This window comes from Streptomyces sp. NPDC052109, from assembly GCF_040680195.1.
Lineage (GTDB): Bacteria > Actinomycetota > Actinomycetes > Streptomycetales > Streptomycetaceae > Streptomyces.
In genome coordinates, this window is record NZ_JBFAWF010000017.1 from 74,797 (window position 1) to 98,779 (window position 23,983).

General features: G+C 70.5%; 19 protein-coding genes. 14 read left to right on the plus strand and 5 right to left on the minus strand.

Annotation, left to right across the window (positions count from 1 at the left end; genetic code table 11):
• Positions 1 to 119: 119 nt before the first annotated feature.
• The 4 genes from AB0L59_RS29180 to AB0L59_RS29195 all read right to left on the minus strand — a co-directional run bounded on the left by AB0L59_RS29180 (position 120) and on the right by AB0L59_RS29195 (position 6,628).
• The gene (locus tag AB0L59_RS29180) at positions 120 to 839 is read right to left on the minus strand and encodes a methyltransferase domain-containing protein (protein WP_365589404.1); all 720 of its coding nucleotides are present in this window, start codon (positions 837 to 839) and stop codon (positions 120 to 122) included.
• 142 nt (positions 840 to 981) lie between these two features.
• Complete coding sequence (locus AB0L59_RS29185; RefSeq protein WP_365589406.1) at positions 982 to 3,435, minus strand: SpoIIE family protein phosphatase; 2,454 nt, start codon at positions 3,433 to 3,435, stop codon at positions 982 to 984.
• Positions 3,436 to 3,590: 155 nt separating this feature from the next.
• The gene (locus AB0L59_RS29190) at positions 3,591 to 6,032 is read right to left on the minus strand and encodes an MFS transporter (RefSeq protein ID WP_365589408.1); all 2,442 of its coding nucleotides are present in this window, start codon (positions 6,030 to 6,032) and stop codon (positions 3,591 to 3,593) included.
• A 152-nt stretch (positions 6,033 to 6,184) separates the two neighbouring features.
• Positions 6,185 to 6,628, minus strand: a complete 444-nt coding sequence (locus tag AB0L59_RS29195) for an SRPBCC family protein (protein WP_365589410.1) — start codon at positions 6,626 to 6,628, stop codon at positions 6,185 to 6,187.
• Between the two features lie 159 nt (positions 6,629 to 6,787).
• Here AB0L59_RS29195 and AB0L59_RS29200 point away from each other — a divergent pair, with 159 nt between their 5' ends.
• From AB0L59_RS29200 to AB0L59_RS29215, 4 genes are all read left to right on the plus strand, one after another.
• Positions 6,788 to 7,879: an Rv2578c family radical SAM protein gene (locus AB0L59_RS29200; RefSeq protein WP_365589412.1), complete on the plus strand. Its 1,092-nt coding sequence runs from the start codon at positions 6,788 to 6,790 to the stop codon at positions 7,877 to 7,879.
• A gap of 159 nt (positions 7,880 to 8,038) precedes the next feature.
• On the plus strand, positions 8,039 to 9,604 hold the full coding sequence (locus AB0L59_RS29205; protein WP_365589414.1) for an alpha/beta hydrolase: 1,566 nt from the start codon (positions 8,039 to 8,041) through the stop codon (positions 9,602 to 9,604).
• Positions 9,605 to 9,679: 75 nt separating this feature from the next.
• The gene (locus tag AB0L59_RS29210) at positions 9,680 to 10,078 is read left to right on the plus strand and encodes a RidA family protein (protein WP_365589416.1); all 399 of its coding nucleotides are present in this window, start codon (positions 9,680 to 9,682) and stop codon (positions 10,076 to 10,078) included.
• A complete protein-coding gene (locus AB0L59_RS29215) occupies positions 10,075 to 10,593 on the plus strand; it encodes a GNAT family N-acetyltransferase (protein ID WP_365589418.1) in 519 nt (172 codons plus the stop codon). Before AB0L59_RS29210 ends, AB0L59_RS29215 begins: the two co-directional genes overlap by 4 nt.
• A gap of 7 nt (positions 10,594 to 10,600) precedes the next feature.
• Here the strand turns inward: AB0L59_RS29215 and AB0L59_RS29220 are convergent, their stop codons facing one another.
• Positions 10,601 to 11,185 (minus strand): adenylosuccinate lyase, encoded by a 585-nt coding sequence (locus AB0L59_RS29220; protein ID WP_365589420.1) that lies wholly within the window; start codon positions 11,183 to 11,185, stop codon positions 10,601 to 10,603.
• Between the two features lie 386 nt (positions 11,186 to 11,571).
• Here AB0L59_RS29220 and AB0L59_RS29225 point away from each other — a divergent pair, with 386 nt between their 5' ends.
• From AB0L59_RS29225 to AB0L59_RS29270, 10 genes are all read left to right on the plus strand, one after another.
• Positions 11,572 to 13,386, plus strand: coding sequence for a 3-hydroxyacyl-CoA dehydrogenase family protein (locus AB0L59_RS29225; RefSeq protein ID WP_365589422.1), 1,815 nt, complete (start codon positions 11,572 to 11,574; stop codon positions 13,384 to 13,386).
• Positions 13,387 to 13,522: 136 nt separating this feature from the next.
• Positions 13,523 to 14,344: a TetR family transcriptional regulator gene (locus tag AB0L59_RS29230; RefSeq protein WP_365589423.1), complete on the plus strand. Its 822-nt coding sequence runs from the start codon at positions 13,523 to 13,525 to the stop codon at positions 14,342 to 14,344.
• A 430-nt stretch (positions 14,345 to 14,774) separates the two neighbouring features.
• Positions 14,775 to 16,118: a crotonyl-CoA carboxylase/reductase gene (ccrA, locus tag AB0L59_RS29235; protein WP_365589425.1), complete on the plus strand. Its 1,344-nt coding sequence runs from the start codon at positions 14,775 to 14,777 to the stop codon at positions 16,116 to 16,118.
• A gap of 9 nt (positions 16,119 to 16,127) precedes the next feature.
• Positions 16,128 to 18,155: a protein meaA gene (locus tag AB0L59_RS29240; RefSeq protein ID WP_365589427.1), complete on the plus strand. Its 2,028-nt coding sequence runs from the start codon at positions 16,128 to 16,130 to the stop codon at positions 18,153 to 18,155.
• The gene (locus AB0L59_RS29245) at positions 18,152 to 19,114 is read left to right on the plus strand and encodes a CoA ester lyase (RefSeq protein ID WP_365589429.1); all 963 of its coding nucleotides are present in this window, start codon (positions 18,152 to 18,154) and stop codon (positions 19,112 to 19,114) included. Before AB0L59_RS29240 ends, AB0L59_RS29245 begins: the two co-directional genes overlap by 4 nt.
• Positions 19,115 to 19,119: 5 nt before the next feature.
• Positions 19,120 to 19,632: a MaoC family dehydratase gene (locus tag AB0L59_RS29250; protein WP_365589431.1), complete on the plus strand. Its 513-nt coding sequence runs from the start codon at positions 19,120 to 19,122 to the stop codon at positions 19,630 to 19,632.
• Between the two features lie 3 nt (positions 19,633 to 19,635).
• Positions 19,636 to 20,841 (plus strand): acyl-CoA dehydrogenase family protein, encoded by a 1,206-nt coding sequence (locus tag AB0L59_RS29255; RefSeq protein ID WP_356339721.1) that lies wholly within the window; start codon positions 19,636 to 19,638, stop codon positions 20,839 to 20,841.
• 168 nt (positions 20,842 to 21,009) lie between these two features.
• Entirely contained in the window at positions 21,010 to 21,666 is a 657-nt protein-coding gene (locus tag AB0L59_RS29260) for a phosphatidylserine decarboxylase (RefSeq protein WP_351562273.1), read from the plus strand.
• Between the two features lie 22 nt (positions 21,667 to 21,688).
• Positions 21,689 to 22,510, plus strand: a complete 822-nt coding sequence (gene pssA, locus AB0L59_RS29265) for a CDP-diacylglycerol--serine O-phosphatidyltransferase (RefSeq protein WP_365589559.1) — start codon at positions 21,689 to 21,691, stop codon at positions 22,508 to 22,510.
• 231 nt (positions 22,511 to 22,741) lie between these two features.
• Positions 22,742 to 23,980 (plus strand): alpha/beta fold hydrolase, encoded by a 1,239-nt coding sequence (locus AB0L59_RS29270; RefSeq protein WP_365589433.1) that lies wholly within the window; start codon positions 22,742 to 22,744, stop codon positions 23,978 to 23,980.
• Positions 23,981 to 23,983: the final 3 nt, after the last annotated feature.

Genomic DNA, 23,983 nt, shown 5'->3' on the forward strand with positions numbered 1-23,983 from the left:
GAGAACCGATGCCACAGCTCGTCGTCGGACTTGCGGTCCAGACGCGGCAGCCCCTTCCAGGTGTCCACCAGCGCCCGCAGACGCTCCCCGCGCACCCCGGAGCGCCCTCGGCCGTCCGATTATGCGCCGGCCAGGACGTACCAGTGGGCCGGCAGGTCGATGCGTGTGCCGTCGGCCAGGTACTCGGTCTGGGGCAGGGACGTGCCGCCCTCGGCGAGGACCTTCAGGCCGGCCTCGCCGAGCAGGCGCGGGATCTCCGCGTCGTCGGCGTCGGCGGGCTTGAGGCCGTGGTGGAAGACGCGCTGCAGCTTGGGCCCAGGGCCGCCCTGCTGGGACGCGGCGCGCCCCAGCACATCCCGGGAGCCGGAGGTGAGCTCGACGACGAAGGCCCGTCCCTCGCTGCCGATGAGCTCGGCGACGGCGGCGGCGACCCCGGGCCGCGCCTGGGGCTCGCTCTGGTGGATGACGGCCCGCATGTAGACGTTGACGTCGCCGAGCCGCTCGTGCAGGGCGCGTACGGCGCCCGCGTCGGTGAGGTCGAGCTGCTGGAACTCCACGGCGTCGTCCTGCGTGGCGCGGCGGGCGTGCTCGACGGCGGCGTGCGAGAGGTCGACGCCGACGGCTCGGGCGAACCGGGTCGCGAGGTAGCGGGTCTGGGTGCCGTTGCCGCAGCCGAGGTCGACGATGGTGCGCGCCGGGTCCGCGTGGGGCAGCAGCAGGGCGCTGTACGGTTCGGCGGACAGGGCGGGATCGCAGTCCCAGATCGCCTCGCCTGCCCCGTCGGAGGTCTCGCTCCAGTAACTCTCCCAGTTGCTGCGGTACTTGTCCGAGACGTTCATGCGATCTCCCCACGGTTCGATTCCGTGATCGGGATATCGCGAAGGCCCGGAGCTAGGCAAGGGGCGGGAGGCCTCCTTCACCGGAAGTGCGGGCCCTGGCCAACTCGAGGGGCGCGCATCCGCAGACCGCACGCCCCCCTCGTCATCTCCGTCCCGACAGGGCCTGTTCGAACCAGACGGTCTTACGGTGCCCGGTGGCGCTGGCGCCCCATTCCCGGGCCAGCCGGCTGACCACACGCAGACCGCGGCCCGCCTCGTCGTAGGGCTCGGCGCCCAGCATGGCGGGCAGGGCCGGTTCGTCGTCGGTGACCTCGAACAGCAGCGCGTCGGTACGCACCACGCGGAGCCCGACCGGCTCACTCACCGCGTGCCGTAGGGCGTTGGTGACGACCTCGCTGACCAGCAGCTCGGCGGTCTCCACGGCCTGCGGCAGACCCCACTGGAGGAGTTGCTCGCGGACCAGGCGGCGGGCCCGGGCGGCCTGGCGCGGGTCGGCGTCGAGCCGCCATTCGGCGACGTGGTCGTCGGGAATGCCGTTGAGACGGGCCATCAGCAGGGCCACGTCGTCCTTGCGGCCGCCGCGCGTGTTCAGGGCGCGGATGATGGTGTCGCAGGCGTCGTCCATGGAGGCCGCCGGGTGCGCGGCGGACTCGCAGAGCGCGGCGAGTCCCTCGCCGATGTCGGAGCCGCGCACCTCGACCAGCCCGTCGGTGCACAGCACCAGCCGGTCGCCGGGCCGGACCTCGACCCGGATGGCCTCGAACGGGACGCCGCCGACGCCTATCGGGGCACCGGTGGGCAGCTCCAGCAGCTCGCTGCTGCCGTCCTCGGCGCGGACCAGCACGGGCGGGATGTGTCCGGCGTTGGCGAGGTGCAGTTCGCCGCGGATCGGGTCGTAGACCGCGTACAGGCAGGTGGCGAGGTAGGTCTCGCCGAGCCGGCGTGCCAGGTCGTCGAGGTTGCGCAGCAGCTGGGCGGGCGGGGTCTCCATGGCGGCCATGGTCTGCACGGCGGTGCGCAACTGGCCCATCATCGCCGCCGAGTTGAGGCCGTGGCCCATGACGTCGCCGACCACGAGGGCGGTGCGCGAGCCGGGCAGTTTGATGGTGTCGAACCAGTCGCCGCCGATCCGGCCGAGCCGGGTGCCCGGCAGATAGCGGGTGGCGATGTCGCACCCGGGCATCCGCGGGGCGACCTGCGGGAGCATGCTGTCCTGCAGGGTGTCGGCGACGTTCTCCTGGTAGGTGTACATGCGGGCGTTGTCGAGCACGAGGCCCGCGCGGGCGGCGAGTTCGGCGCCGGTGGTGCGGTCCATGTCGTCGAAGGCCGGGCGGTCCGGGCGGCGCATCAGCACCATGAAGCCGAGGACGACGTTGCGCGCCTTGAGCGGCACGATCAGCAGGGAGCGGCCGCCGATCAGCGGCCTGAGGTCGCGCTTCTCGAACTCGCCGGCGATGCGCTCGGACAGCTCCTCGGTGACCCTCGGGATGAGGACCGGTTCGCCGGTGACCATGCACTTGTAGAACGGGGTGTGCTCGGGAAAGGCGAAGGCCTCGCCGACGGGCACGGTGTCGTCCCAGCGGCCGGGTTCGTCGTTGTGCTCGACCCACACCCGGAACATCACGGTCTGCGCGTCCGGCGGGCCGTCCGGGAAGCCCTCACCGGCGAGGACGGCGGCGCGCAGATGGGTGCCGGCGAAGTCCGCGAACCGGGGTACGGCGGCGCTGGTGACCTCGCGGATGGTCTCGCCGAGGTCGAGGGAGGAACCGATGGCGGAGCTGACCTCGTTGAGGAACTCCAGCCGCTCGCGCACGGCGGCGTACTCCAGGTCCTGCTCGGCGCCCTCCGGGACCACGGCGGCGGCCGGCCGCACTTGCCGTACGACGGCTTCGGCGCGCTGCCGGCCGGGCCGCCGGGGCACGCCCCAGTACGGGGTGACGGGCACCCGGTCGAACTGGCTGAACTCCAGTACGGGGTAGCCCAGTTCGAGCACCTGCGAGACGATGCGGCCGCTCGGGTCCGGGCCCATGTTGGGCAGGATCTCGGGCAGCCGCCGTTCCAGTTCCTCGGACGCGGGCAGTTCGGTGTGGCGGGCGAAGCCGGGCGAGATGCGTTCGGCGGTCTCGTCGTCGTAGCCGCGCTCGTCGCGCAGCCGGGTGGCGTCGGCGGCGAGCACGAGCAGCCGGGACGGGCCGGGGCCGATCAGCGGGTAGGCCCACCACAGCACGTCGAGCCGCTCGGCGTCGGGTGCCTGCCCGTGCGGGAAGAGCCGGGCACGGCCTGCGGTGGCGTACGCGGTGTGCCCGCCGAGCGAGGACTCCAGGTCGGGGCCGAACCCGCCGTACTCCTCGTAGGCGTCCGGCATCGCGTCGCCGCGCAGGTCCTCGGGGAGGGCGCCGGAGACGGGCAGCAGGTCGGCCGCGGCTCGCCCGACGGCCCCCTCCCGGCTCACGCCGAACAGGCGCCGGGCGCCGCTGCTCCAGTGGGACACCAGGCCGTCGCGGTCGACGACGACCACGGCCAGCGGAATCCGGCCCGCCCCCGCGCTGCCGGCACCGCGCCCGGGAGGTGTGTCCCGCTCGCTGCCACGGTCCATGGCCCAGGCCCTCTCTCCCCACGGCTGTACGCGATCGATCTGTGCCGCCCGCCACTACGGTACGGCGGCGGCCGGTCGCGATGTGTGGCAATCCTGGAATTGGTTTCACATGATCGCACCGGCGCGCAGCTCAGCGCCCCTGCGGGCGCCGCGGCTCAGTCCTCGTGGCCCAGTTGCAGGTCCCGTTCGGTGCGGCCGCCGCCGGCGACCTGGAGCACCGTGGCGACCGGCGGGTAACCGGCGGCGATGACGGTGTACTCGCCGGAGGAGAGGTCGACGAACCGGAACGTTCCGTCCGCTCCGGTGGTGAGCGTGTCGACGACGTTGCCCGCCGCGTCGAGGAGCGTCACGCGCGCGTCCTCCACGGGCCGTCCGCCGCTCGCCCGCACGGTGCCCCTCAGCACGGCGCCGCCCGCGAGCTCGACGTCCTGCCGGGTCTCCCGGGAGGCCTGCACGCTGACCGGGAGGGCGGCCGGGCGGAAGGCGGGGGCGCTGGCGGCGAGGGTGTACTCGCCGGCGACGAGTTCGGTGATGACGTAGCCGCCCTCGCGGCCGCTGCGGGTGGTGGCGACGACCTCGCCGTGCACATTGGTGAGGGTGACGGCGGCGTCGCGCACGGGGGTGCCGTCGGCGGTCAGGACGCTGCCGGCGAGTCGTCCGGCGCCGCCGAGGACGACGTCGAGTTCGACGGGTCGTTCGCCGACGGTGACGGATACGGCCTGCGGCTGGTGGCCGCCGGCGGCGGCGATCAGCACGTAGGAGCCGGAACCGGGCGTGCTGAGCGCGTACCGTCCGTCCTCGCCGCTCGCGCCCCGCCCGATCTGCACTCCGGCGACGTCGATGAGGGTGAGCGCGGCGCGGGGGACGACGGTGCCGTCGGGGTGCTGGACCGTGCCGCAGACGGGAATCCCGGCGGCGTAGGACGAGCGGGGCGAAGGCGGCGTCGCCCCGGGCGAAGGCTGGGTGCGGGCTTGCGGGATCGGGGCGTTCACGGTCTCTTGTTCTGACTCGGATGCGGCGGTGTGGTGGGACACCAGGGGTTTCTCCTTGAGGAAGAAGGCGATGAGCAGGCCGAGGACGAGCACCGGGACGAGGTACAGGAAGATCCGGGGCATCGCGTCGGCGTAGGCGCGGATGTAGGCGTCGCGCAGGGCCGGGGGCAGCGCGTGGACTGCTTGCGGGGTGATGGACTCGGGGTCGGGCAGCCGGACGCCGGCGCGCTGCGGCAGCTCCCTGCGCAGGGCGTCGGTGAGCCGGTTGGCGAAGAGGGTGCCGAAGATCGCGGCGCCGACGCTCCCGCCGATCTGCCGGAAGTAGTTGTTGGCACTGGTGGCCGTGCCGAGGTCGGCGGGGCGTACGGAGTTCTGCACGGCGAGGACGAGGACCGGCATCACCATGCCGATGCCGGCGCCGAGGACGGCCATCCAGATGCTGTACTGCAGCCGGGGCGTGTCGACTTCGAGGCGGGACAGCAGCCACATGCCGACGGCGGAGACGGCACCGCCGAGCACGGGGAAGATCTTGTAGCGCCCGGTGTGGCTGATGAGCTGCCCGCCGATGATGGAGGCGCCGACGATCCCGGCCATCATGGGCAGCATCAGCAGGCCGGACTCGGTGGCGCTGGCCCCGTCGACCATCTGCAGGAAGGTCGGCAGATAGCTGGCGGCGCCGAACAGCGCGACGCCGATCACGAGGCCCACCAGGCCGCTGACGTCGAAGACGGAGTCGCGGAACAGCCTGAGCGGGATGAGGGGTTCGGCGGCGAACCGCTCGGCGACGAGGAAGAGGACGACGGCGGCGAACGCGCCGCCGCCGAGGCCGATGATCTGCCGGGACCCCCAGGCGTACTCCGTGCCGCCCCAACTGGTCAGCAGGACCAGGCAGGTGGAGGCGGCGGCGAGCAGCAGCGCGCCGAGGACGTCGAGGCGGCCGCGGGTCCGCGGCTTCGGCAGTTTCAGGACCAGGGTGACGACGGCGAGCGTGACCAGACCGAAGGGGACGTTGACATAGAAGCACCAGCGCCAGGAGAGGTGGTCGGTGAAGTAGCCGCCGAGCAGGGGCCCGGCTACGGAGGCGAGACCGAAGGCGGCGCCGATCAGGCCCATGTAGCGGCCGCGTTCGCGGGGCGGCACGATGTCGGCGATGATCGCCTGTACGCCGATCATGAGGCCGCCCGCGCCGACGCCCTGGATCGCGCGGAAGGCGATCAGCTGGTCCATGGACTGGGCCCGGCCGGCGAGCGCGGAGCCGACGACGAAGACCGCGATGGCGAACTGGAAGACCCCCTTGCGGCCGAACAGGTCGCCGAGCTTGCCGTAGAGGGGCAGGCCGATGGTGGAGGTGAGCAGATAGGCGGTGATCGCCCAGGACATCCGGTCCAGGCCGTGCAGTTCGCCGACGACCTTGGGCAGCGCGGTCGCGACGATCATCTGGTCGAGCGCCGCGAGCAGCAGGGCGAGCATCAGCCCGAAGAACACCAGCCGCACCCGGCGCGCGCCGATCTCGGCGTCCGGTGCGGGGGCCTGCGGCGCGACGGCGGTCTCTTCCCCGGCCGGTGTCACCACCGGCTCCTGCTCCACGAGTGTCGTGCCGCCCACGTACCGCTCCCCTCGTCACACCTGTCACAATTCCCGCATTGAGCGTCAACTGTGAACAACTGCGGTGAGTCACGGCATCGTTCCGGACGAGGGGGAGATCCACTCGAACCAGTGAAGGGGCGCAACACCCCTTCACCGGTGGAGCCTTGGAGCTACTTCTCGACCTCGGCCGCGAGCTTGGCGAGCATGGCGTCGTAGATCCGGCCGAGCCCCTTGGGCGCGAAGGTCTTCTCGAAGAAGCCGCCGATGCCGCCGGCGCCCTTCCAGGTGGTGCTGACGACGACCCGGGACTTCCCCTCGCCCGCGGGAGTGACGCGCCAGGTGGTGACCATGGAGGAGTTGCGGTCCTTCTCGACCAGCTCGCCGTCGGTGGGCTCGCTGACCTCCACGAGGCAGTCGCGCACCCGCTTGCTGGTGGCCTGGAGCTTCCAGTGGACGAGGGTGCCCTCGCCGTCGCCGCCCTCGCGGACCTCGTACTCGCTGAAGTGCTCGGGCAGCAGCTTCTGCCGCGTGCCGCGGTAGTCGGCGAGGGCGTCGAACACCTTCTCCGCGTCCGCCGCGACGACCCGCTCCGTAGTGGCCTCGACCTGCGCCATTGCGTTCCTCCAGGACCTGGTTTCTCGGGGTTGGGGCAAGCCAACCACCCCGGTGCCCGGCCACCAAATCGGGGGTCGCCGTCATGGGTCCCCACCAGGGGCGCACGATCATGGGAACAGATGTTCTATTGTGTGGCGCAGTGCTAGCGAGGAGGCGTCATGCGCTGGGAGAACCTCACCGTCGGGTCCACGACGTCCACCGCGTCCGGGGAGGCGGCCGAGCACGGCCGGGCCGGCGAGGCCGCGCTGTTCGGCGCGGAGTCCGTCACCGTCCGGACCTTCGACACGCCCGAGTTCCGCGGCATCACCTTCCACGAGGTACGGGCGCGCTCGGTGCTCAACCGGGTGCCGGGCGCCTCGCGCATGCCGTTCGAGTGGACCGTCAACCCCTACCGGGGCTGCACGCACGCGTGCGTGTACTGCTTCGCCCGCAAGACGCACAGCTATCTGGACCTCGACACCGGCGTCGGCTTCGACACCCAGATCGTGGTCAAGGTGAACGCGCCCGACGTGCTGCGCCGCCAGCTCGCGTCCCGCCGCTGGCAGGGCGACCACGTGGCGATGGGCACGAACGTCGACTGCTACCAGCGTGCCGAGGGCCGCTACCGGCTGATGCCGGGCATCATCTCCGCCCTCACCGAGCACGCCAACCCGTTCTCGATCCTCACCAAGGGCACTCTGATCCTGCGCGACCTGGACCTGCTGGTCCGGGCCGCCGAGGTGACGGACATCGGCATCTCGGTCTCCGTCGGTTTCCTCGACCCCGGACTGTGGCGCACGGTGGAGCCGGGCACGCCCGCGCCGGAGCGCCGCCTGGACGTCGTGCGCACCCTGGGCGAGCACGGCATCGGCTGTGGGGTGCTGATGGCGCCGGTCATCCCGTTCCTGAGCGACCATCCGGCCCAACTGCGTGCCACGGTAAGGGCGATCGCGGAGGCGGGGGCCACCTCGGTGACCCCGCTCGCGCTGCATCTGCGTCCCGGTGCGCGGGAGTGGTTCATGGCCTGGCTGGCGCAGCACCATCCGCACCTGGTGCGGCGCTACGAACGGCTGTACGCGGAGGGCGCCTACGCGCCCAAGTGGTACCAGCGCCGGATCACCCGTCAGGTGCACGAGCTGGCACAGGAGTACGGCATCGGGCCCGCCCGCCCGGGCCTGGCCCGCCGGATCCGCCCGCCGCAACCGGCCGACGCCCTGACCGCGGCCGGACCACTGCCCGTGAGCGAACCGACCCAACTCACCCTCATGTGAGAGCGGTACCGGCCCTCGGGTGAGGGCGTTCGAGGGCTTCGGGCGACCCAATCGGGTCAACTATGCCTATAACGCGCTCTTCAGAACAGCGATTCCGGGACGATGCGGCGAATGATGTGACCCTCACGGTCCGCCGACACCTCCGTCCCGGGAGAACGCATGAGAACACGCGCAGCCGTGCTGTGCGCGGCCGCCGCCGTGCTGGCCGGCTCGGTCACCGCCCTGCCCGCACACGCGGCCCCGGCGACGGCCCCCGCCGCACGTCCGGCCTGGAAGAAGTGCGGCACCGGCGCCTACCCGACGCTCCAGTGCGCGTCCCTGAAGGTGCCCTTGGACCACGCGCATCCGTCGGGCCGGCAGATCACGCTCGCCCTCTCCCGCGTCCCGCACACCGCCAGGACGTCCCAGGGCCCGCTGCTGGTCAACCCGGGCGGGCCGGGCGGCAGCGGCCTGGCGCTCGCCGGGTTCGTCGCCTCGGCCCTGCCCAGCCGCGTCGCCGCGCGGTACGACGTCATCGGCTTCGACCCGCGCGGGGTCGGCCGGAGCAGCCCGGCCCTGGACTGCGCACCGGGCCACTTCAGGGCGGCGCGTCCGGACACCGTGCCCGCCACGGCCGCGCTGGAGCGGACCAACCTCGCGCGCGCCAGGTCCTTCGCCGCCGCCTGCAGGCGCAAGTACGCCGGGCTGCTGCCGTACATCGACACCGTCAGCGCCGCACGGGACATGGACTCCATCCGCGCGGCCCTCGGGGCGCGCACCATCAGCTACTTCGGCTACTCCTACGGCACCTACCTCGGCGCGGTCTACGCGAAGCTGTACCCGCAGCGGGTCCGCCGCCTGGTGCTGGACTCGATCGTCGACCCGACCGGTGTCTGGTACGAGGACAACCTCGGCCAGGACTACGCCTTCGACGACCGCCACCGCGCGCTGATGGCATGGATCGCCCGGTACGACTCCACGTACCACCTCGGCAAGGACCCCGCGAAGATCGAGGCCAGGTGGTACGCGATGCGCGCGGCCCTGGCGAAGCGGCCGGCCGGGGGCAGGGTGGGCGCCTCCGAACTGGAGGACACCTTCATCACCGGCGGTTACTACGACGGTTACTGGCCCTACCTCGCGGAGGCGTTCACGGCGTACACGCGCGAACGGAACGCCGGGCCGCTGGTGGAGGCGTACGAGAACTACGGTGCCGTGGACGGCTCGGGCGACAACGGCTACAGCGTCTACTCCGCGGTGCAGTGCCGTGACGCCTCCTGGCCCGGCGGCTGGAACCGCTGGCGCGCCGACGCCTGGCAGGTGTACGACAAAGCGCCCTTCATGGTCTGGAACAACGCCTGGTACAACGCGCCGTGCGCGTACTGGCCGACCGCGAGGCGCAGGCCGGTGGACATCGCCAACGCCAAGCTGCCTCCGGTGCTGCTCTTCCAGGCGACGGACGACGCGGCCACGCCGTACCCCGGCGGTGTCACGGTCCACCGGCTGCTCGCCCGCTCCAGCCTGGTGGTCGAGGAGGGCGGCGGCAACCACGGCATCACGCTGAGCGGCAACGCCTGCCTGGACCGGTATCTGGCCACGTATCTGACGGACGGAAAGGTGCCACGGGGCTCCGGTCCCGCCGACGCGGTGTGCAGGAAGTCGCCCGATCCGAAGCCTCTTGAGGCGAAGGCGGCGTCGACGTCGTCACGCGGTTCGACCCTGCACGCCCTGCTGGGCTTCCGGCGGTAGGACGGAAGCCCGCCGGGACGACCAACCGCGTGCCCCGTCGCAGGCGTTGTCAGTGGCGTGCTCCACCATGGAGCCATGACTGAACCGACCCGCGTCACCGCCCCCGACGGCGTGGCCCCCGCGACCCAGTACAGCCACGTCGTCTCGGCGACCGGCCGCCTCGTCGCCGTCTCCGGCCAGCTCGCTCTGGACGAGCAGGGCAGGCTGGTCGGCGAGGGCGACCCCGCGGCCCAGGCCCGCCAGGTGTTCGAGAACCTGAGGCGCTGCCTGGCCGCGGCCGGAGCCGGCTTCGAACACGTGGTCAAACTGACCTACTTCGTCACCGACACGGCTCACCTCCCGGCGATCCGCGCGGCCCGAGCCGCCCACATATCCGACGACCGCCTCCCGGCGTCCTCCGCGGTCCAGGTGGCGGCGCTGGTGGCCCCGGAGTTCCTCATGGAGGTCGAGGCGCTCGCGGTGGTCGGCGAGTGACCGTTCCGGTCGTCCGGGAGATGACCCTCGCCGACTGCGACCGGGTCTCGGAGATCCGTGTACGCGGCTGGCAGCACGCCTATCGGGGGCTGATGCCACAGTCGTACCTCGACGCGCTCAGCGTCGCGGCGGACGCCGAGCGGCGACGGGCCCGGTTCGGTCAGAGGGGCGGCTCCGTCGTGAACCTGGTCGCCGTGGTGGGCGGCGAACTCCTCGGCTGGGCGGCGCACGGGCCGTACCGGGAGGGCGGCACCCCCGCCACGGACGCCGAGCTGTACGCGCTCTACGTCGATCCCGGGCATCTGGGCCACGGGGTCGGGCGTGCGCTGCTGAACGCGTCGGTCGAGCGGTGCTCCACGTATCCGCGCATGCTCCTGTGGGTGCTGCGGGACAACACCCCCGCCCGCCGCTTCTACGAGCGCGCCGGTTTCCGGCCGGACGGCGCCGAGGAGCCCTTCGAGGCGGGCGGTGTGCCGGTGCCCGAAGCCCGGTGCGTCAGGGAGCTGCCGGGCTGACCGGACGTCAGGTCGCCTCCTGCTGCTGGGGGATGCGCGCCAGCGCCCGCACCGCCGCCTCGGCGAGGGCCGGATGGGCCAGGGCCTCGTTGAGGACCCGGCGGGCGCGGGGGTCGCCGAGGGTTCCGAGGCCCTCCACGCAGGCGAGGGCGACCTTGCGGTAGGGGTCGTGCGGGCGGAGCCGGCGTTCCAGGGTGGTGATCAGCGCGGGCACGGACTCAGGGGCCCGCAGGTCGGTGAGGAGGCGCACCGGGTGCAGGGCGTAGGCCACGCGGAGTTCGTTGGTGGCGAGGGCGGCCGCCGCGCGGGCGGTGCGGGGGTCGCCCAGGCGGGCGAGCGCGTGGGCGGCGGAGGCACAGCGCGGGGGGTCGCGGTGGTTGAGCAGGAGCACCAGCGACTCGAAGGCGCGCCGGTCGCCGGCGAGGCCGAGCCGGAACGCGGCCAGTTCCCTGGCCCACAACGGCTGTCCGGGGGCGATGAGCACCTCCGCGAGTTCGTCGTGGTCCTCGGTCGCCAGCAGCCGGTCGAACGCCGCCGTTCCGCGCGACTCGCGCCGTACGCGCTCCGTGAGCGATCGCAACTCTTCGTCCACGAAGCCCAGCGTAGGCGGGTGGCGAGGCCTGAGGGAGCTACATCACAAAGTCGGGCCGCACTCAGGGCTGGCGCGCTCGTTACTGGCCGGTTAAGCTCAGACGAGCGAGTTACCCACTCGCGTTTCCGCTCTCGACGGTTTGGTGACGCAGCCGTCGGCAGCGCTGGTCGGTTCGGTACGAACGTGTACCGCTGTACGACCCGGCTCCGGGACAGGGCCGGTCGGATTCCCTGCCGTTCACGGGCGTGTGCGCGCCCGTGGCACCGACGGCACCGGGCGTGTGCGCTCGCAGCCCGGCGACACCCGCACTCCTTTCCGCTCCGCGGTGCGCCCCTCGGCGCACCCGGTGCGTTCCTCGTCGTCACCCTCATTCCTGGAGTCCCGCGATGGCCACTCCCCTGTCCCCCCAGTCCGGCACCCCTCAGTCCACGCTCAAGACGATCGCCGTCGTCGGCCTCGGCACCATGGGCACCGGTATCACCGAGGTCCTCCTGAAGGCGGGCCGCGAGGTGATCGGCATCGACGTCAGCGAGACCCAGGCCGCGAGGTCCGTCGCCGCTCTCGAGGCCTCCACCGCCCGCGCCGTGGAGCGTGGCAGGCTCACCGAGCAGGAGCGCGCCGACGCCCTCGCCCGGGTCCGCACCGCCACCGACCTCACCGCGGCGGCCGACGCCGACCTCGTCATCGAGGTGGCCCCGGAGTCGTACGAGATCAAGCACCAGATCTTCCGCGAGCTGGACGGCATCGTCCGCCCGGAGACGATCCTCGCGACCGGCACCAACGCCCTGTCCGTCACCCGCCTCGCCGCCGACTCGGCCCGTCCGGAGCGGGTGCTCGGCCTGCACTTCTTCAACCCCGCGCCCGCGATGAAACTGGTCGAGGTGGTCTCCTCCGTGCTGACCGCCCCGCAGGCCGTCGCCGCGGTCACGGACCTCGCGATCGAGCTGGGCAAGGAGCCGGTCGCGATCGGCGACCGTCCCGGTTTCGTCGCGGACGGCCTGCTGTTCGGCTACCTCAACCAGGCCGCGGCGATGTACGAGGCCCGGTACGCCTCCCGCGAGGACATCGACGCGGCGATGCGGCTCGGCTGCGGCCTGCCGATGGGCCCGCTCGCGCTGCTGGACCTGATCGGCGTCGACACCGCGCGCACCGTCCTGGAGGCCATGTACGCCGAGTCCCGCGACCGGCTGCACGCCCCGGCCCCGATCCTGAAGCAGCTCAGCGAGGCGGGCCTGACCGGCCGCAAGTCCGGGCGTGGCTTCTACACCTACGCGGCGCCGGGCAGCGCCACGGTGGTGCCGGACGCGCTGACCCCGGCGGCGGAGGGCGCGACGGCCCAGGGGCGCGAAGTCCGCTCCGTCGGCGTCGCCGGCTCCGGCACCATGGCCTCCGGCATCGCCGAGGTGTTCGCCAAGGCGGGCTACGAGGTCGTCCTGGCCGCCCGCAGCGAGGAGAAGGCGCAGGCCGCCAAGGCCCGTATCGGCAAATCGCTCGCCCGCTCCGTCGACAAGGGCCGGCTGACGGCCGAGGCCGCCGCGCAGATCCTGGACCGGATCGCCCCGGCGGGGTCCTACGACGCCTTCGCCGAGGTCGACCTGGCCGTCGAGGCGATCGCCGAGGACCTGGAGGTCAAGCGGCAGCTGTTCGCCGCGCTGGACAAGGTCTGCAAGCCCGGCGCGGTCCTCGCCACCACCACCTCCTCGCTGCCCGTCGTCGCCTGCGCCCGCGCCACCTCGCGCCCGCAGGACGTCATCGGCATGCACTTCTTCAACCCGGCGCCGGCGATGAAGCTGGTCGAGGTCGTGCGGACCGTGCTGACGGCCGACGACGTCCACGCGACCGTCCGCGAGGTCTGCGCGAAGATCAAGAAGCACGCGGTGGACTGCGGCGACCGGGCCGGCTTCATCGTGAACGCGCTGCTGTTCCCCTACCTCAACAACGCGATCAAGATGGTCGAGGAGCACTACGCGTCCCTGGACGACATCGACGCGGCGATGAAGCTCGGCGGCGGCTACCCGATGGGCCCGTTCGAGCTGCTGGACGTGGTCGGCCTGGACGTCTCGCTGGCCATCGAGAAGGTCCTGCACCGCGAGTTCCGCGACCCCGGCCTCGCCCCGGCCCCGCTGCTGGAGCACCTGGTGGCCGCCGGCTGCCTGGGCCGCAAGACCGGCCGCGGCTTCCGCGAGTATGCCCGCCGCTGACGGCGCCGGCGACTGGTCGCACGCGGAGACGGACTGGGGCGGCCTGCTCGACCCCGGGGACGTGCCCCCGCCCTCCTGGGGCGGGGGAAACCCCTCACCCGCGCACCGAACTGCGCACATGCAGTACGTTCGGGTCATGTCCCAGCCCGCCAAGTCCTCACGTACACCAGCTACGCCCGACGCGCCGGAAAGTGCCGCAGGCAGTCGCGCGGCGGCCCAGCGGCTCAAGATGCGCCGAGAACTGGCGGCCGCAGCCATGGAGCTGTTCGCGACCAAGGGGTACGAGGCGACCACCGTCGACGAGATCGCGGCCGCCGCCGGGGTCGCCCGCCGCACCTTCTTCCGCCACTTCCGTTCCAAGGAAGAGGCGATCTTCCCGGACCACGACGACACGCTGATCCGCGCCGAGGCGGTGCTCAACGCCGCCCCCGCGCACGAGCACCCGCTCGACACGGTGTGCCGGGGCATCAAGGAAGTCATGAAGATGTACGCGGCCGCGCCGGAGATCTCGGTCGCCCGCTACAAGCTCACCCGCGAGGTGCCCACCCTGCGGGAGGCGGAGATCGCCTCGGTCGCCCGCTACGAGCGCCTGTTCACCCGCTATCTCCTCGGCCACTTCGACGAGCACGCGCACGCCGACGACGCCAACGACGACCCGCTGCTGGCCGAGGTGGCCGCCTCCGCCGTCGTGACCGCCCACAACCACGTCCTCAGGCGCTGGCTGCGGGCGGGCGGCCAGGGGGACGTCGAGGCGCAACTGGACCACGCCTTCGCGATCGTACGAAAGACCTTCGGCACCGGGATCGGGGCCGGTCGCGGTCCGGCGCCGAAGCCCGCCGCCGGCTCCGCGCCGGCGACGGCGTCCGCGCACGGCGAGGTGCTCGTCACCGTGGCCCGCACCGACGCCCCGCTGGACGAGGTCATGCGGACCATCGAGGAGGCCCTGAAGGAGCGCTGAGCCCGCTCCCGCCGCTCCCGCGCTGTGACGACGGCCACCCCTCGGGGTGGCCGTTTTGCCATGTCAGAGCCCGTTTTCGAGCAGATTTCAGGAGCCGTTCGATCGATCATCGCTCATTTGTTACGTAAAGATTTCACCTGAGCCGAACTTCTGGCACTCAGTGCCTTGCCGCCTGACACGCGGTGTCATACGTTGGTGGTGTCCGGGCGGCCGGCGAGCAGAGACCGTTCGCTCGCCGGCTGTCCCCGCAAGCTCATGGCCTGCGCGCCCGGACGCCTGCGTCACAGGCAACCTCCCGCGCCACAAAGCGCTGCAGAAACACCCCGAGCCGAACCGACGGCACCTCTCAAAACCCTCAGCAGCACTCATCGCAGCACCGACGAATCCCCAGCGCCCCTCCCTCAGGGCGCTCACCGCCGGAGGCAACACCGTGACCGTGAAGGACATCCTGGACGCGATCCAGTCGAAGGACGCCACGCCCGCCGACTTCGCCGCCCTGCCGCTTCCCGACTCGTACCGCGCCATCACCGTGCACAAGGACGAGACCGAGATGTTCGCGGGCCTCGAGACCCGCGACAAGGACCCGCGCAAGTCCATCCACCTCGACGAGGTCCCCGTGCCGGAGCTCGGCCCGGGCGAGGCCCTGGTGGCCGTCATGGCCTCCTCGGTCAACTACAACTCGGTGTGGACGTCGATCTTCGAGCCGCTGTCCACGTTCGGGTTCCTGGAGCGCTACGGCAAGGTCAGCGAGCTGACCAAGCGGCACGACCTGCCGTACCACATCATCGGCTCCGACCTCGCGGGCGTCGTCCTGCGCACCGGCCCGGGCGTGAACGCCTGGAAGCCCGGCGACGAGGTCGTCGCCCACTGTCTGTCCGTCGAGCTGGAGTCCTCCGACGGCCACAACGACACCATGCTGGACCCCGAGCAGCGCATCTGGGGCTTCGAGACCAACTTCGGCGGCCTCGCCGAGATCGCACTCGTCAAGTCCAACCAGTTGATGCCGAAGCCGGCCCACCTCAGCTGGGAGGAGGCCGCGGCCCCGGGTCTGGTGAACTCCACCGCCTACCGCCAGCTGGTCTCCCGGAACGGCGCCCAGATGAAGCAGGGCGACAACGTCCTGATCTGGGGCGCGAGCGGCGGCCTCGGCTCCTACGCAACCCAGTTCGCCCTGGCAGGCGGCGCCAACCCGATCTGCGTCGTCTCCAGCGACCAGAAGGCGGACATCTGCCGGTCCATGGGCGCCGAAGCGATCATCGACCGCAACGCCGAGGGCTACAAGTTCTGGAAGGACGAGCAGACCCAGGACCCGAAGGAGTGGAAGCGCTTCGGCAAGCGCATCCGCGAGCTCACCGGCGGCGAGGACATCGACATCGTCTTCGAGCACCCCGGCCGCGAGACCTTCGGCGCCTCCGTGTTCGTCACCCGCAAGGGCGGCACCATCACCACCTGCGCCTCGACCTCGGGCTACATGCACGAGTACGACAACCGCTACCTGTGGATGTCGCTGAAGCGGATCATCGGCTCGCACTTCGCGAACTACCGCGAGGCCTGGGAGGCCAACCGCCTCATCGCCAAGGGCAAGATCCACCCGACCCTCTCCAAGACGTACTCCCTGGAGGACACCGGCCAGGCGGCCTACGACGTCCACCGCAACCTGCACCAGGGCAAGGTCGGCGTGCTGTGCCTCGCCCCCGAGGAAGGCCTCGGCGTGCGCGACGAGGAGATGCGCGCCAAGCACATCGACGCCATCAACCGCTTCCGCAACGTCTGAGAGCCATAGATGACAGAGCGTCAGAAGGACCGTCCGTGGCTCATGCGGACGTACGCCGGCCACTCGACGGCGGAGGCGTCCAACGAGCTGTACCGGCGCAACCTCGCCAAGGGACAGACCGGTCTGTCGGTGGCGTTCGACCTGCCGACGCAGACCGGTTACGACTCCGACCACATCCTCGCCCGCGGCGAGGTCGGCCGGGTGGGCGTGCCCGTGGCCCATCTCGGTGACATGCGCAGGCTGTTCCAGGACATCCCGCTGGAGCAGATGAACACCTCGATGACGATCAACGCCACCGCGATGTGGCTGCTGGCGCTCTACCAGGTCGTCGCCGAGGAGCAGGGCGCGGACATCACCAAGCTCCAGGGCACGACCCAGAACGACATCGTCAAGGAGTACCTGTCCCGCGGGACGCACGTCTTCCCGCCGGGTCCGTCGCTCCGCCTGACGACGGACATGATCGCGTACACGGTCTCCCACATCCCCAAGTGGAACCCGATCAACATCTGCAGCTACCACCTGCAGGAGGCCGGGGCCACGCCGGTGCAGGAGATCGCGTACGCGATGTCCACCGCGATCGCCGTCCTCGACGCCGTGCGCGACTCCGGCCAGGTGCCGCAGGAGCGCATGGGTGACGTGGTCGCCCGCATCTCCTTCTTCGTGAACGCGGGCGTCCGCTTCATCGAGGAGATGTGCAAGATGCGGGCGTTCGGCCGCATCTGGGACAGGGTCACCCGGGAGCGGTACGGCATCGAGGACCCCAGGCAGCGCCGGTTCCGGTACGGCGTCCAGGTCAACTCGCTCGGCCTGACGGAGGCGCAGCCGGAGAACAACGTCCAGCGGATCGTGCTGGAGATGCTCGCCGTGACGCTGTCGAAGGACGCACGCGCGCGTGCCGTGCAGCTGCCGGCCTGGAACGAGGCGCTGGGGCTGCCCCGGCCCTGGGACCAGCAGTGGTCGCTGCGCATCCAGCAGGTGCTCGCCTACGAGAGCGACCTGCTGGAGTACGAGGACATCTTCGAGGGTTCGAAGGTCATCGAGGCGAAGGTGGACCAACTGGTCACCGACGCCCTCGCGGAGATCGACCGCATCCAGGAGATGGGCGGCGCGATGGCCGCCGTGGAGTCCGGCTACCTGAAGTCCCAGCTGGTCTCCTCGCACGCCGAGCGCCGGGCCCGGATCGAGTCCGGCGAGGAGAAGATCATCGGTGTCAACGCCTTCGAGGGCACCGAGCCGAACCCGCTGACGGCCGACCTGGACACCGCGATCATGACGGTCGACCCGGCGGTCGAGGCCCGCGTCATCGCCGGGCTGGAGAACTGGCGCGACACGCGCTACCAGCCGCCCTTCAACCACCCGCGCCCCTGCAAGGCGCTGGAGCGGCTGAAGGAGGCCGCCAAGGGCACGGACAACCTGATGGAGGCCACGCTGGAGTGCGCCCGCGCCGGCGTCACGACCGGCGAGTGGGCCGGGGCCCTGCGCGAGGTGTTCGGCGAGTTCCGGGCGCCCACCGGGGTGTCGTCCGCGCCGGTGGCGGTGACCGCCGAGCCGGGCTCCGCGCTCGCCGAGGTCCGTGCCAAGGTGGACGCCACCGCCCGTGAGCTGGGTGTCGGCAAGCTTCGCTTCCTGGTCGGAAAGCCGGGCCTGGACGGTCACTCCAACGGCGCCGAGCAGATCGCCGTACGGGCCCGCGACGCCGGCTTCGAGGTGGTCTACCAGGGCATTCGCCTGACGCCGGAGCAGATCGTGGACGCCGCCCTCGCCGAGGACGTGCACGCGGTGGGCCTGTCGATCCTGTCCGGCTCGCACGCCCAGCTGGTGCCGGACGTGCTCCAGCGGCTGCGTGTGGCCGGTGCCACAGATATACCGGTGATCGCCGGTGGCATCATCCCGAATGGTGACGCCGAGCAGCTCAGGGCCGCCGGAGTGGCCGCCGTCTTCACCCCGAAGGACTTCGACATCACCGGAATCATCGGCCGCATCGTCGACGAGATCCGGAAAGCGAACAAGCTCGACCCCCTGGAGGTCCCCGCATGACGACCGTCAACCGCCTTCGCCCGCGGCGCTCCTGCCTGGCCGTGCCGGGCTCGAACCCGCGCTTCCTGGAGAAGGCGCAGGGGCTCCCCGCGGACCAGGTCTTCCTGGACCTGGAGGACGCCTGCGCGCCGCTCGCCAAGCCCGAGGCGCGGCACACGATCGTGAAGTTCCTCAACGAGGGCGACTGGACGGGCAAGACGCGCGTCGTGCGCGTCAACGACTGGACCACCGAATGGACGTACCGGGACGTCGTCACGGTCGTCGAGGGCGCCGGCCAGAACCTCGACTGCATCATGCTGCCGAAGGTCCAGAACGCCGAGCAGATCGTCACCCTCGACCTGCTGCTGACCCAGATCGAGAAGACCATGGGCTTCGAGGTCGGCAAGATCGGCATCGAGGCGCAGATCGAGAACGCGCAGGGCCTGAACAACGTCAACGCGATCGCGCAGGCCTCCCCGCGCGTCGAGACCATCATCTTCGGCCCGGCCGACTTCATGGCGTCCATCAACATGAAGTCGCTGGTCGTGGGCGAGCAGCCGCCCGGCTACCCGGCGGACGCCTACCACTACATCCTGATGAAGATCCTGATGGCCGCCCGTGCCAACAACCTCCAGGCGATCGACGGCCCCTACCTGCAGATCCGCAACGTGGAGGGCTACCGCGAGGTCGCCCAGCGCGCCGCCGCCCTCGGTTTCGACGGCAAGTGGGTGCTGCACCCGGGCCAGGTCGAGGCGTCCAACGAGATCTTCTCGCCCTCCCAGGAGGACTACGACCACGCCGAGCTGATCCTGGACGCGTACGACTACTACACGTCCGAGGCGGGCGGCAAGAAGGGCTCCGCGATGCTCGGCGACGAGATGATCGACGAGGCCAGCCGCAAGATGGCCCTGGTCATCTCCGGCAAGGGCCGGGCCGCCGGCATGCAGCGCACGTCGAAGTTCGAGATCCCGGAGGCCTGAGCGCGATGCAGTTCGGACGCACCTACGAGGAGTTCGAGGTCGGGGCGACGTACAAGCACTGGCCGGGCAAGACGGTCACGGAGTACGACGACCACCTGTTCTGTCTCCTCACGATGAACCACCACCCGCTCCACATGGACACCAACTACGCCGAGAAGACGACGGACTTCGGCAAGAACGTGGTGGTCGGGAACTACATCTACTCCCTGCTGCTCGGCATGTCGGTGCCGGACGTCTCCGGCAAGGCGATCGCCAACCTGGAGATCGAGTCGCTCAAGCACGTGGCGCCGACCTTCCACGGCGACACGATCTACGGCGAGACCACCGTGCTCGACAAGTGGCCGTCGAAGTCGAAGAACGACCGCGGGATCGTCTACGTCGAGACCAAGGGCTACAAGCAGGACGGCACCCTGGTGTGCGTCTTCCGGCGCAAGGTCATGGTGCCCACCGAGACGTACATCAAGGAGCGCGGCGGCGAGCAGCCCGGCCGCCCCGAGCTGAAGCAGCAGGAGAAGTAAGCCATGGCCCGTCTCGCCCAGACCGCCGGTCTGACCGACGTCCAGCAGGAGATCCTCTCCACCGTCCGGGACTTTGTCGACAAAGAGATCATTCCTGTCGCGACCGAGCTGGAGCACCGCGACGAGTACCCGCAGCAGATCGTGGACGGCCTGAAGGAACTCGGCCTGTTCGGTCTGATGATCCCCGAGGAGTACGGGGGCCTGGGCGAGTCGCTGCTCACCTACGCGCTGTGCGTGGAGGAGATCGCCCGCGGCTGGATGTCGGTGTCCGGCATCATCAACACCCACTTCATCGTCGCGTACATGCTCAAGCAGCACGGCACACAGGAGCAGAAGGACCACTTCCTGCCGAGGATGGCGGCCGGCGACATCCGGGGCGCCTTCTCGATGTCGGAGCCGGGTCTGGGCTCCGATGTGTCGGCGATCACCTCGAAGGCGGTCAAGGACGGCGACGAGTACGTCCTGAACGGCCAGAAGATGTGGCTGACGAACGGCGGCACCTCGTCCCTGGTGGCGGTTCTCGTCCGGAGTGACGAGGGTCACCCCGAGGGCACGGCGCCCCACAAGTCGATGACGACCTTCCTGATCGAGAAGGAGCCGGGCTTCGGCGAGGTCCGTCCGGGCCTGACCATCCCCGGCAAGATCGAGAAGATGGGCTACAAGGGCGTCGACACCACCGAGCTGATCATGGACGGCCTGCGGGTACCGGCCGATCGGGTGCTCGGCGGCGTCACCGGCCGAGGTTTTTACCAAATGATGGACGGCGTCGAGGTCGGCCGGGTCAACGTGGCGGCGCGCGGCTGCGGCGTCGCCCAGCGGGCCTTCGAGCTCGGTGTGCAGTACGCCCAGCAGCGACACACCTTCGGCAAGCCGATCGCGCAGCACCAGGCCATTCAGTTCAAACTGGCCGAGATGGCCACCAAGGTCGAGGCCGCGCATGCCATGATGGTCAACGCGGCACGCAAAAAGGACTCCGGGGAGCGAAACGACCTGGAGGCCGGGATGGCGAAGTACCTGGCCTCCGAGTACTGCAAGGAGGTCGTGGAGGACGCCTTCCGGATCCACGGCGGCTACGGCTTCTCCAAGGAGTACGAGATCGAGCGCCTCTACCGCGAGGCCCCGATGCTGCTCATCGGTGAAGGCACCGCCGAGATCCAGAAAATGATCATCGGGCGCAGGCTGCTCGAAGAGTATCGATTCCAGGGCTGATTGTCCGGATACGGGGTGTTTTCTTCGAGAAGAAGATCACACCCCGTAGAGGGTCTTCAGCCGCCGACTCGGCTGGCTGGCTTGCCCAGTTGTAGCCCGCGACCGGTACGATCCCGGAAAGCCGCCGTCCCCCGTCTTGCGCGGCATCATCCGCTACGAAGGTCATCCATGCCCCACAGCCAAACCTCTGCACCTCGCGACAGCCGAGCCGGCGTACGCCTCGCGCGCGGAGCATCGCCGTGGCTTCTCCCGACCGTCGCCACCGCAGCCCTCAGCCTGGCCCGCGCCCGCCGCTCCGGCGCGGCCAGGGCCGTGGCCGTGCCCGCCACCGCGCTCGCCGCGGGCATGCTGTGGTTCTTCCGCGACCCCGAGCGCGAGATCGGCTCCGGCCGGGTGATCTCGCCCGCCGACGGTGTGGTGCAGAGCATCATGCCGTGGAAGGACGGGCGCACCCGCGTCGCGATCTTCATGAGCCCGCTGAACGTCCACGTCAACCGCGCGCCCCTCGCGGGCACGGTGACGTCCGTCGAGCACATCCCCGGCGGCTTTGTTCCGGCTTTCAACAAGGAGAGCGAGAACAACGAGCGCGTAGTCTGGCATTTCGACACCGAACTCGGCGACATCGAGATGATCCAGATCGCCGGCGCGGTGGCCCGCCGCATCGTGCCCTACATCCCTCAGGGCACGAAGGTCGAGCAGGGCGACCGAATCGGTCTGATCCGCTTCGGCTCGCGTGTCGACCTCTACCTGCCCGAGGGCGTGGAGGTGGCGGTCGAGGTCGGACAGAAGACCGTGGCTGGGGTGACTCGCATTGACCGTGATTGATCCGGAGACCCAGGCCGGCTGGGTGCCCGAGGCCGACGACGTGGACGACGAGGAGGAGATGCCCCTCTCTCTGCGCCTGTCGATAGCGGACACCCTCACCCTGGGCAATGCCACGTGCGGCTTCATGGCGGTGTACTTCACCACCACCGGCATCCTGATCCCGCACCTGACAGGAAACGACGAGTCCGCGGGCATGGCGCGGCACAGCGCCGCCACGGCCGTCATCCTGATGCTCTGCGCGGCCGTCTTCGACCTGTTCGACGGACTGGTGGCCCGCAAGCTGCGCTCCTCCCCCATGGGCGCGGAGCTGGACAACCTCTCCGACCTGATCAGCTTCGGGCTCGCGCCCGCCTACTTCGTCCTCGTCTACGGCATGGTCGCGGACGACGCGCACCAGAGAATGGCGGCGCTCGGGGCAATCGTGGTGCTCCTGGCCGTCGTCCTGCGCCTGGCCCGCTTCTCGTGCGTGACCATGAAGGACGGCATGTTCCAGGGCATGCCCAGCCCGTTCGGGGCACTGACGGTGGTCTCCATCGTCCTGCTGGAGCTCCCCTTCGTGGCGACGCTGCTGGCGATCCTGGGTACGGCGTGGCTGATGGTGAGCCGGGTGGAGTACCCGAAGCCGCGCGGGCGTCTGGCCGGGGCGATGCTGTCCTGGATCGTCCTGTCCATGGGCCTGCTGGCGGCGTGGGCCTTCGACGCCCCGAGCGGCCAGCTGCTCCTCCAGACGGGCTGTGCGCTGCAGCTGGTCATGGGCGCGGTGATTCCGTTGTTCGCCACGGCTCGGCGGGTGAACAACTTCCGCGACAACCGCCGTGAGGCGCGGGCGGCCCAGCTGCCCTGACACCTCGCACCGGCACCCCGGGTGTGGCCCGAGCCCTCGCGGCTCGGGCCACACCCGTTTTGCGTTCAACAGACACCTCCGTTCCCCGTTGACCAGTCAACTAGCCCTGATTACCGCCGAGTTGCGAGGTGTGCCGGGGGCGAGCACGGTGGAATAGGGAGGTTTTGACAGCGGCATGTGCCACGCTCCAGGGGGGTGCCCCGCACTCTTTTTCCGGATCGGAGTACCACCATGTCCGCATTGATCACCGCGGACTATCACGTCCCGCACGTCTCCAATATCCCGGCGAACCGTGGCGAAGAGGTCACCCTGTTCGTCCGGGAGTACAGGAAGAACAACGTCCCCGACACCAAGCCCGTGCTGATGCTCCATGGCAGAAGCGCCCCGGTGGTCGCGGGATTCGACCTCGTCCTGCCGCACGACTTCGGCCTCGGTGGCTCGCAGACCCGGTACAGCTGGGCGCAGGAGCTGGCGCAGAACGGCTACGACGTGTTCCTCATGGACCTGCAGGGCAACGGACGTTCCCCACGGCCCAAGATGGACGACCCCTGCAACGCCAACCCGGCCCAGCAGTCGGTCCTGGTCCCCAACCCGCTGTCGGCGCTGTGCCCCACGCCGGCGCCCTACCCGAACCAGCTCGGCAATTCCGAGAGCGAGTGGGCGGAGCTGGACACCGTGGTCAAGTACATCAGGGCGCTGTCGCCCGACCGGGACAAGCCGATCCGCTTCGTCGGCTGGTCCGCGGGCGCGTTCGTGATGGGCCCCTACACCATCCAGCACCCGGAGAACGTCGACAGCCTGATCCTGCTGGCCCCCGTCTTCCCGCCCGGCGGCCGCTGGTCCACACACCCCGAGGATCCCTTCGGCCGCCCGGCCGAGGCCCAGACCCTGCCCGTGTCCAAGCCTGCCGTCCAGTTCGGCTTCCCGATGAACGTGAGCAGCAAGAGCGGTTTCAAGACCACCTGGGACATCGAGCAGGGCAGCCCGGACCAGCGGGAGCCCGGCATGGTGGACGAAGTGTGGAAGGCCGTCCTCGACAGCGACGACCTCGGCGCCAAGTGGGGACGCCCGCTGCCGGACGGATCGTACGAGGGCGTTCAACGCTACCGGAACACCTACTGGTGGGGCTGGAACAGCCAGACGGCGCCGATCAGGGACGACTCGGGCACGCCCGTGCTCGGCGGCCGGGTGCCGGTGCTCATCATCTACGGGGCGCTGGACAGGCAGGCCAACAACTCGCCCGCGCTGCCCCCGGTCGCGCACTTCTCGGTGCCGGACCTGTTCACGGCCATCGCCGGGCCGCAGAAGCTCATGTTCTGCTACGCCGACGCCGGTCACTCCATGGTCTGGGAGACCGAGGCCGCGACACTGCACCAGATGTCGCAGCAGTGGCTGAAGAACGGCAAGGTGGTGGGCCTCACGGCCGGCAGCTACTTCCGGGAGCCCGACGGCTACCTCACACCCGTGTAGCGG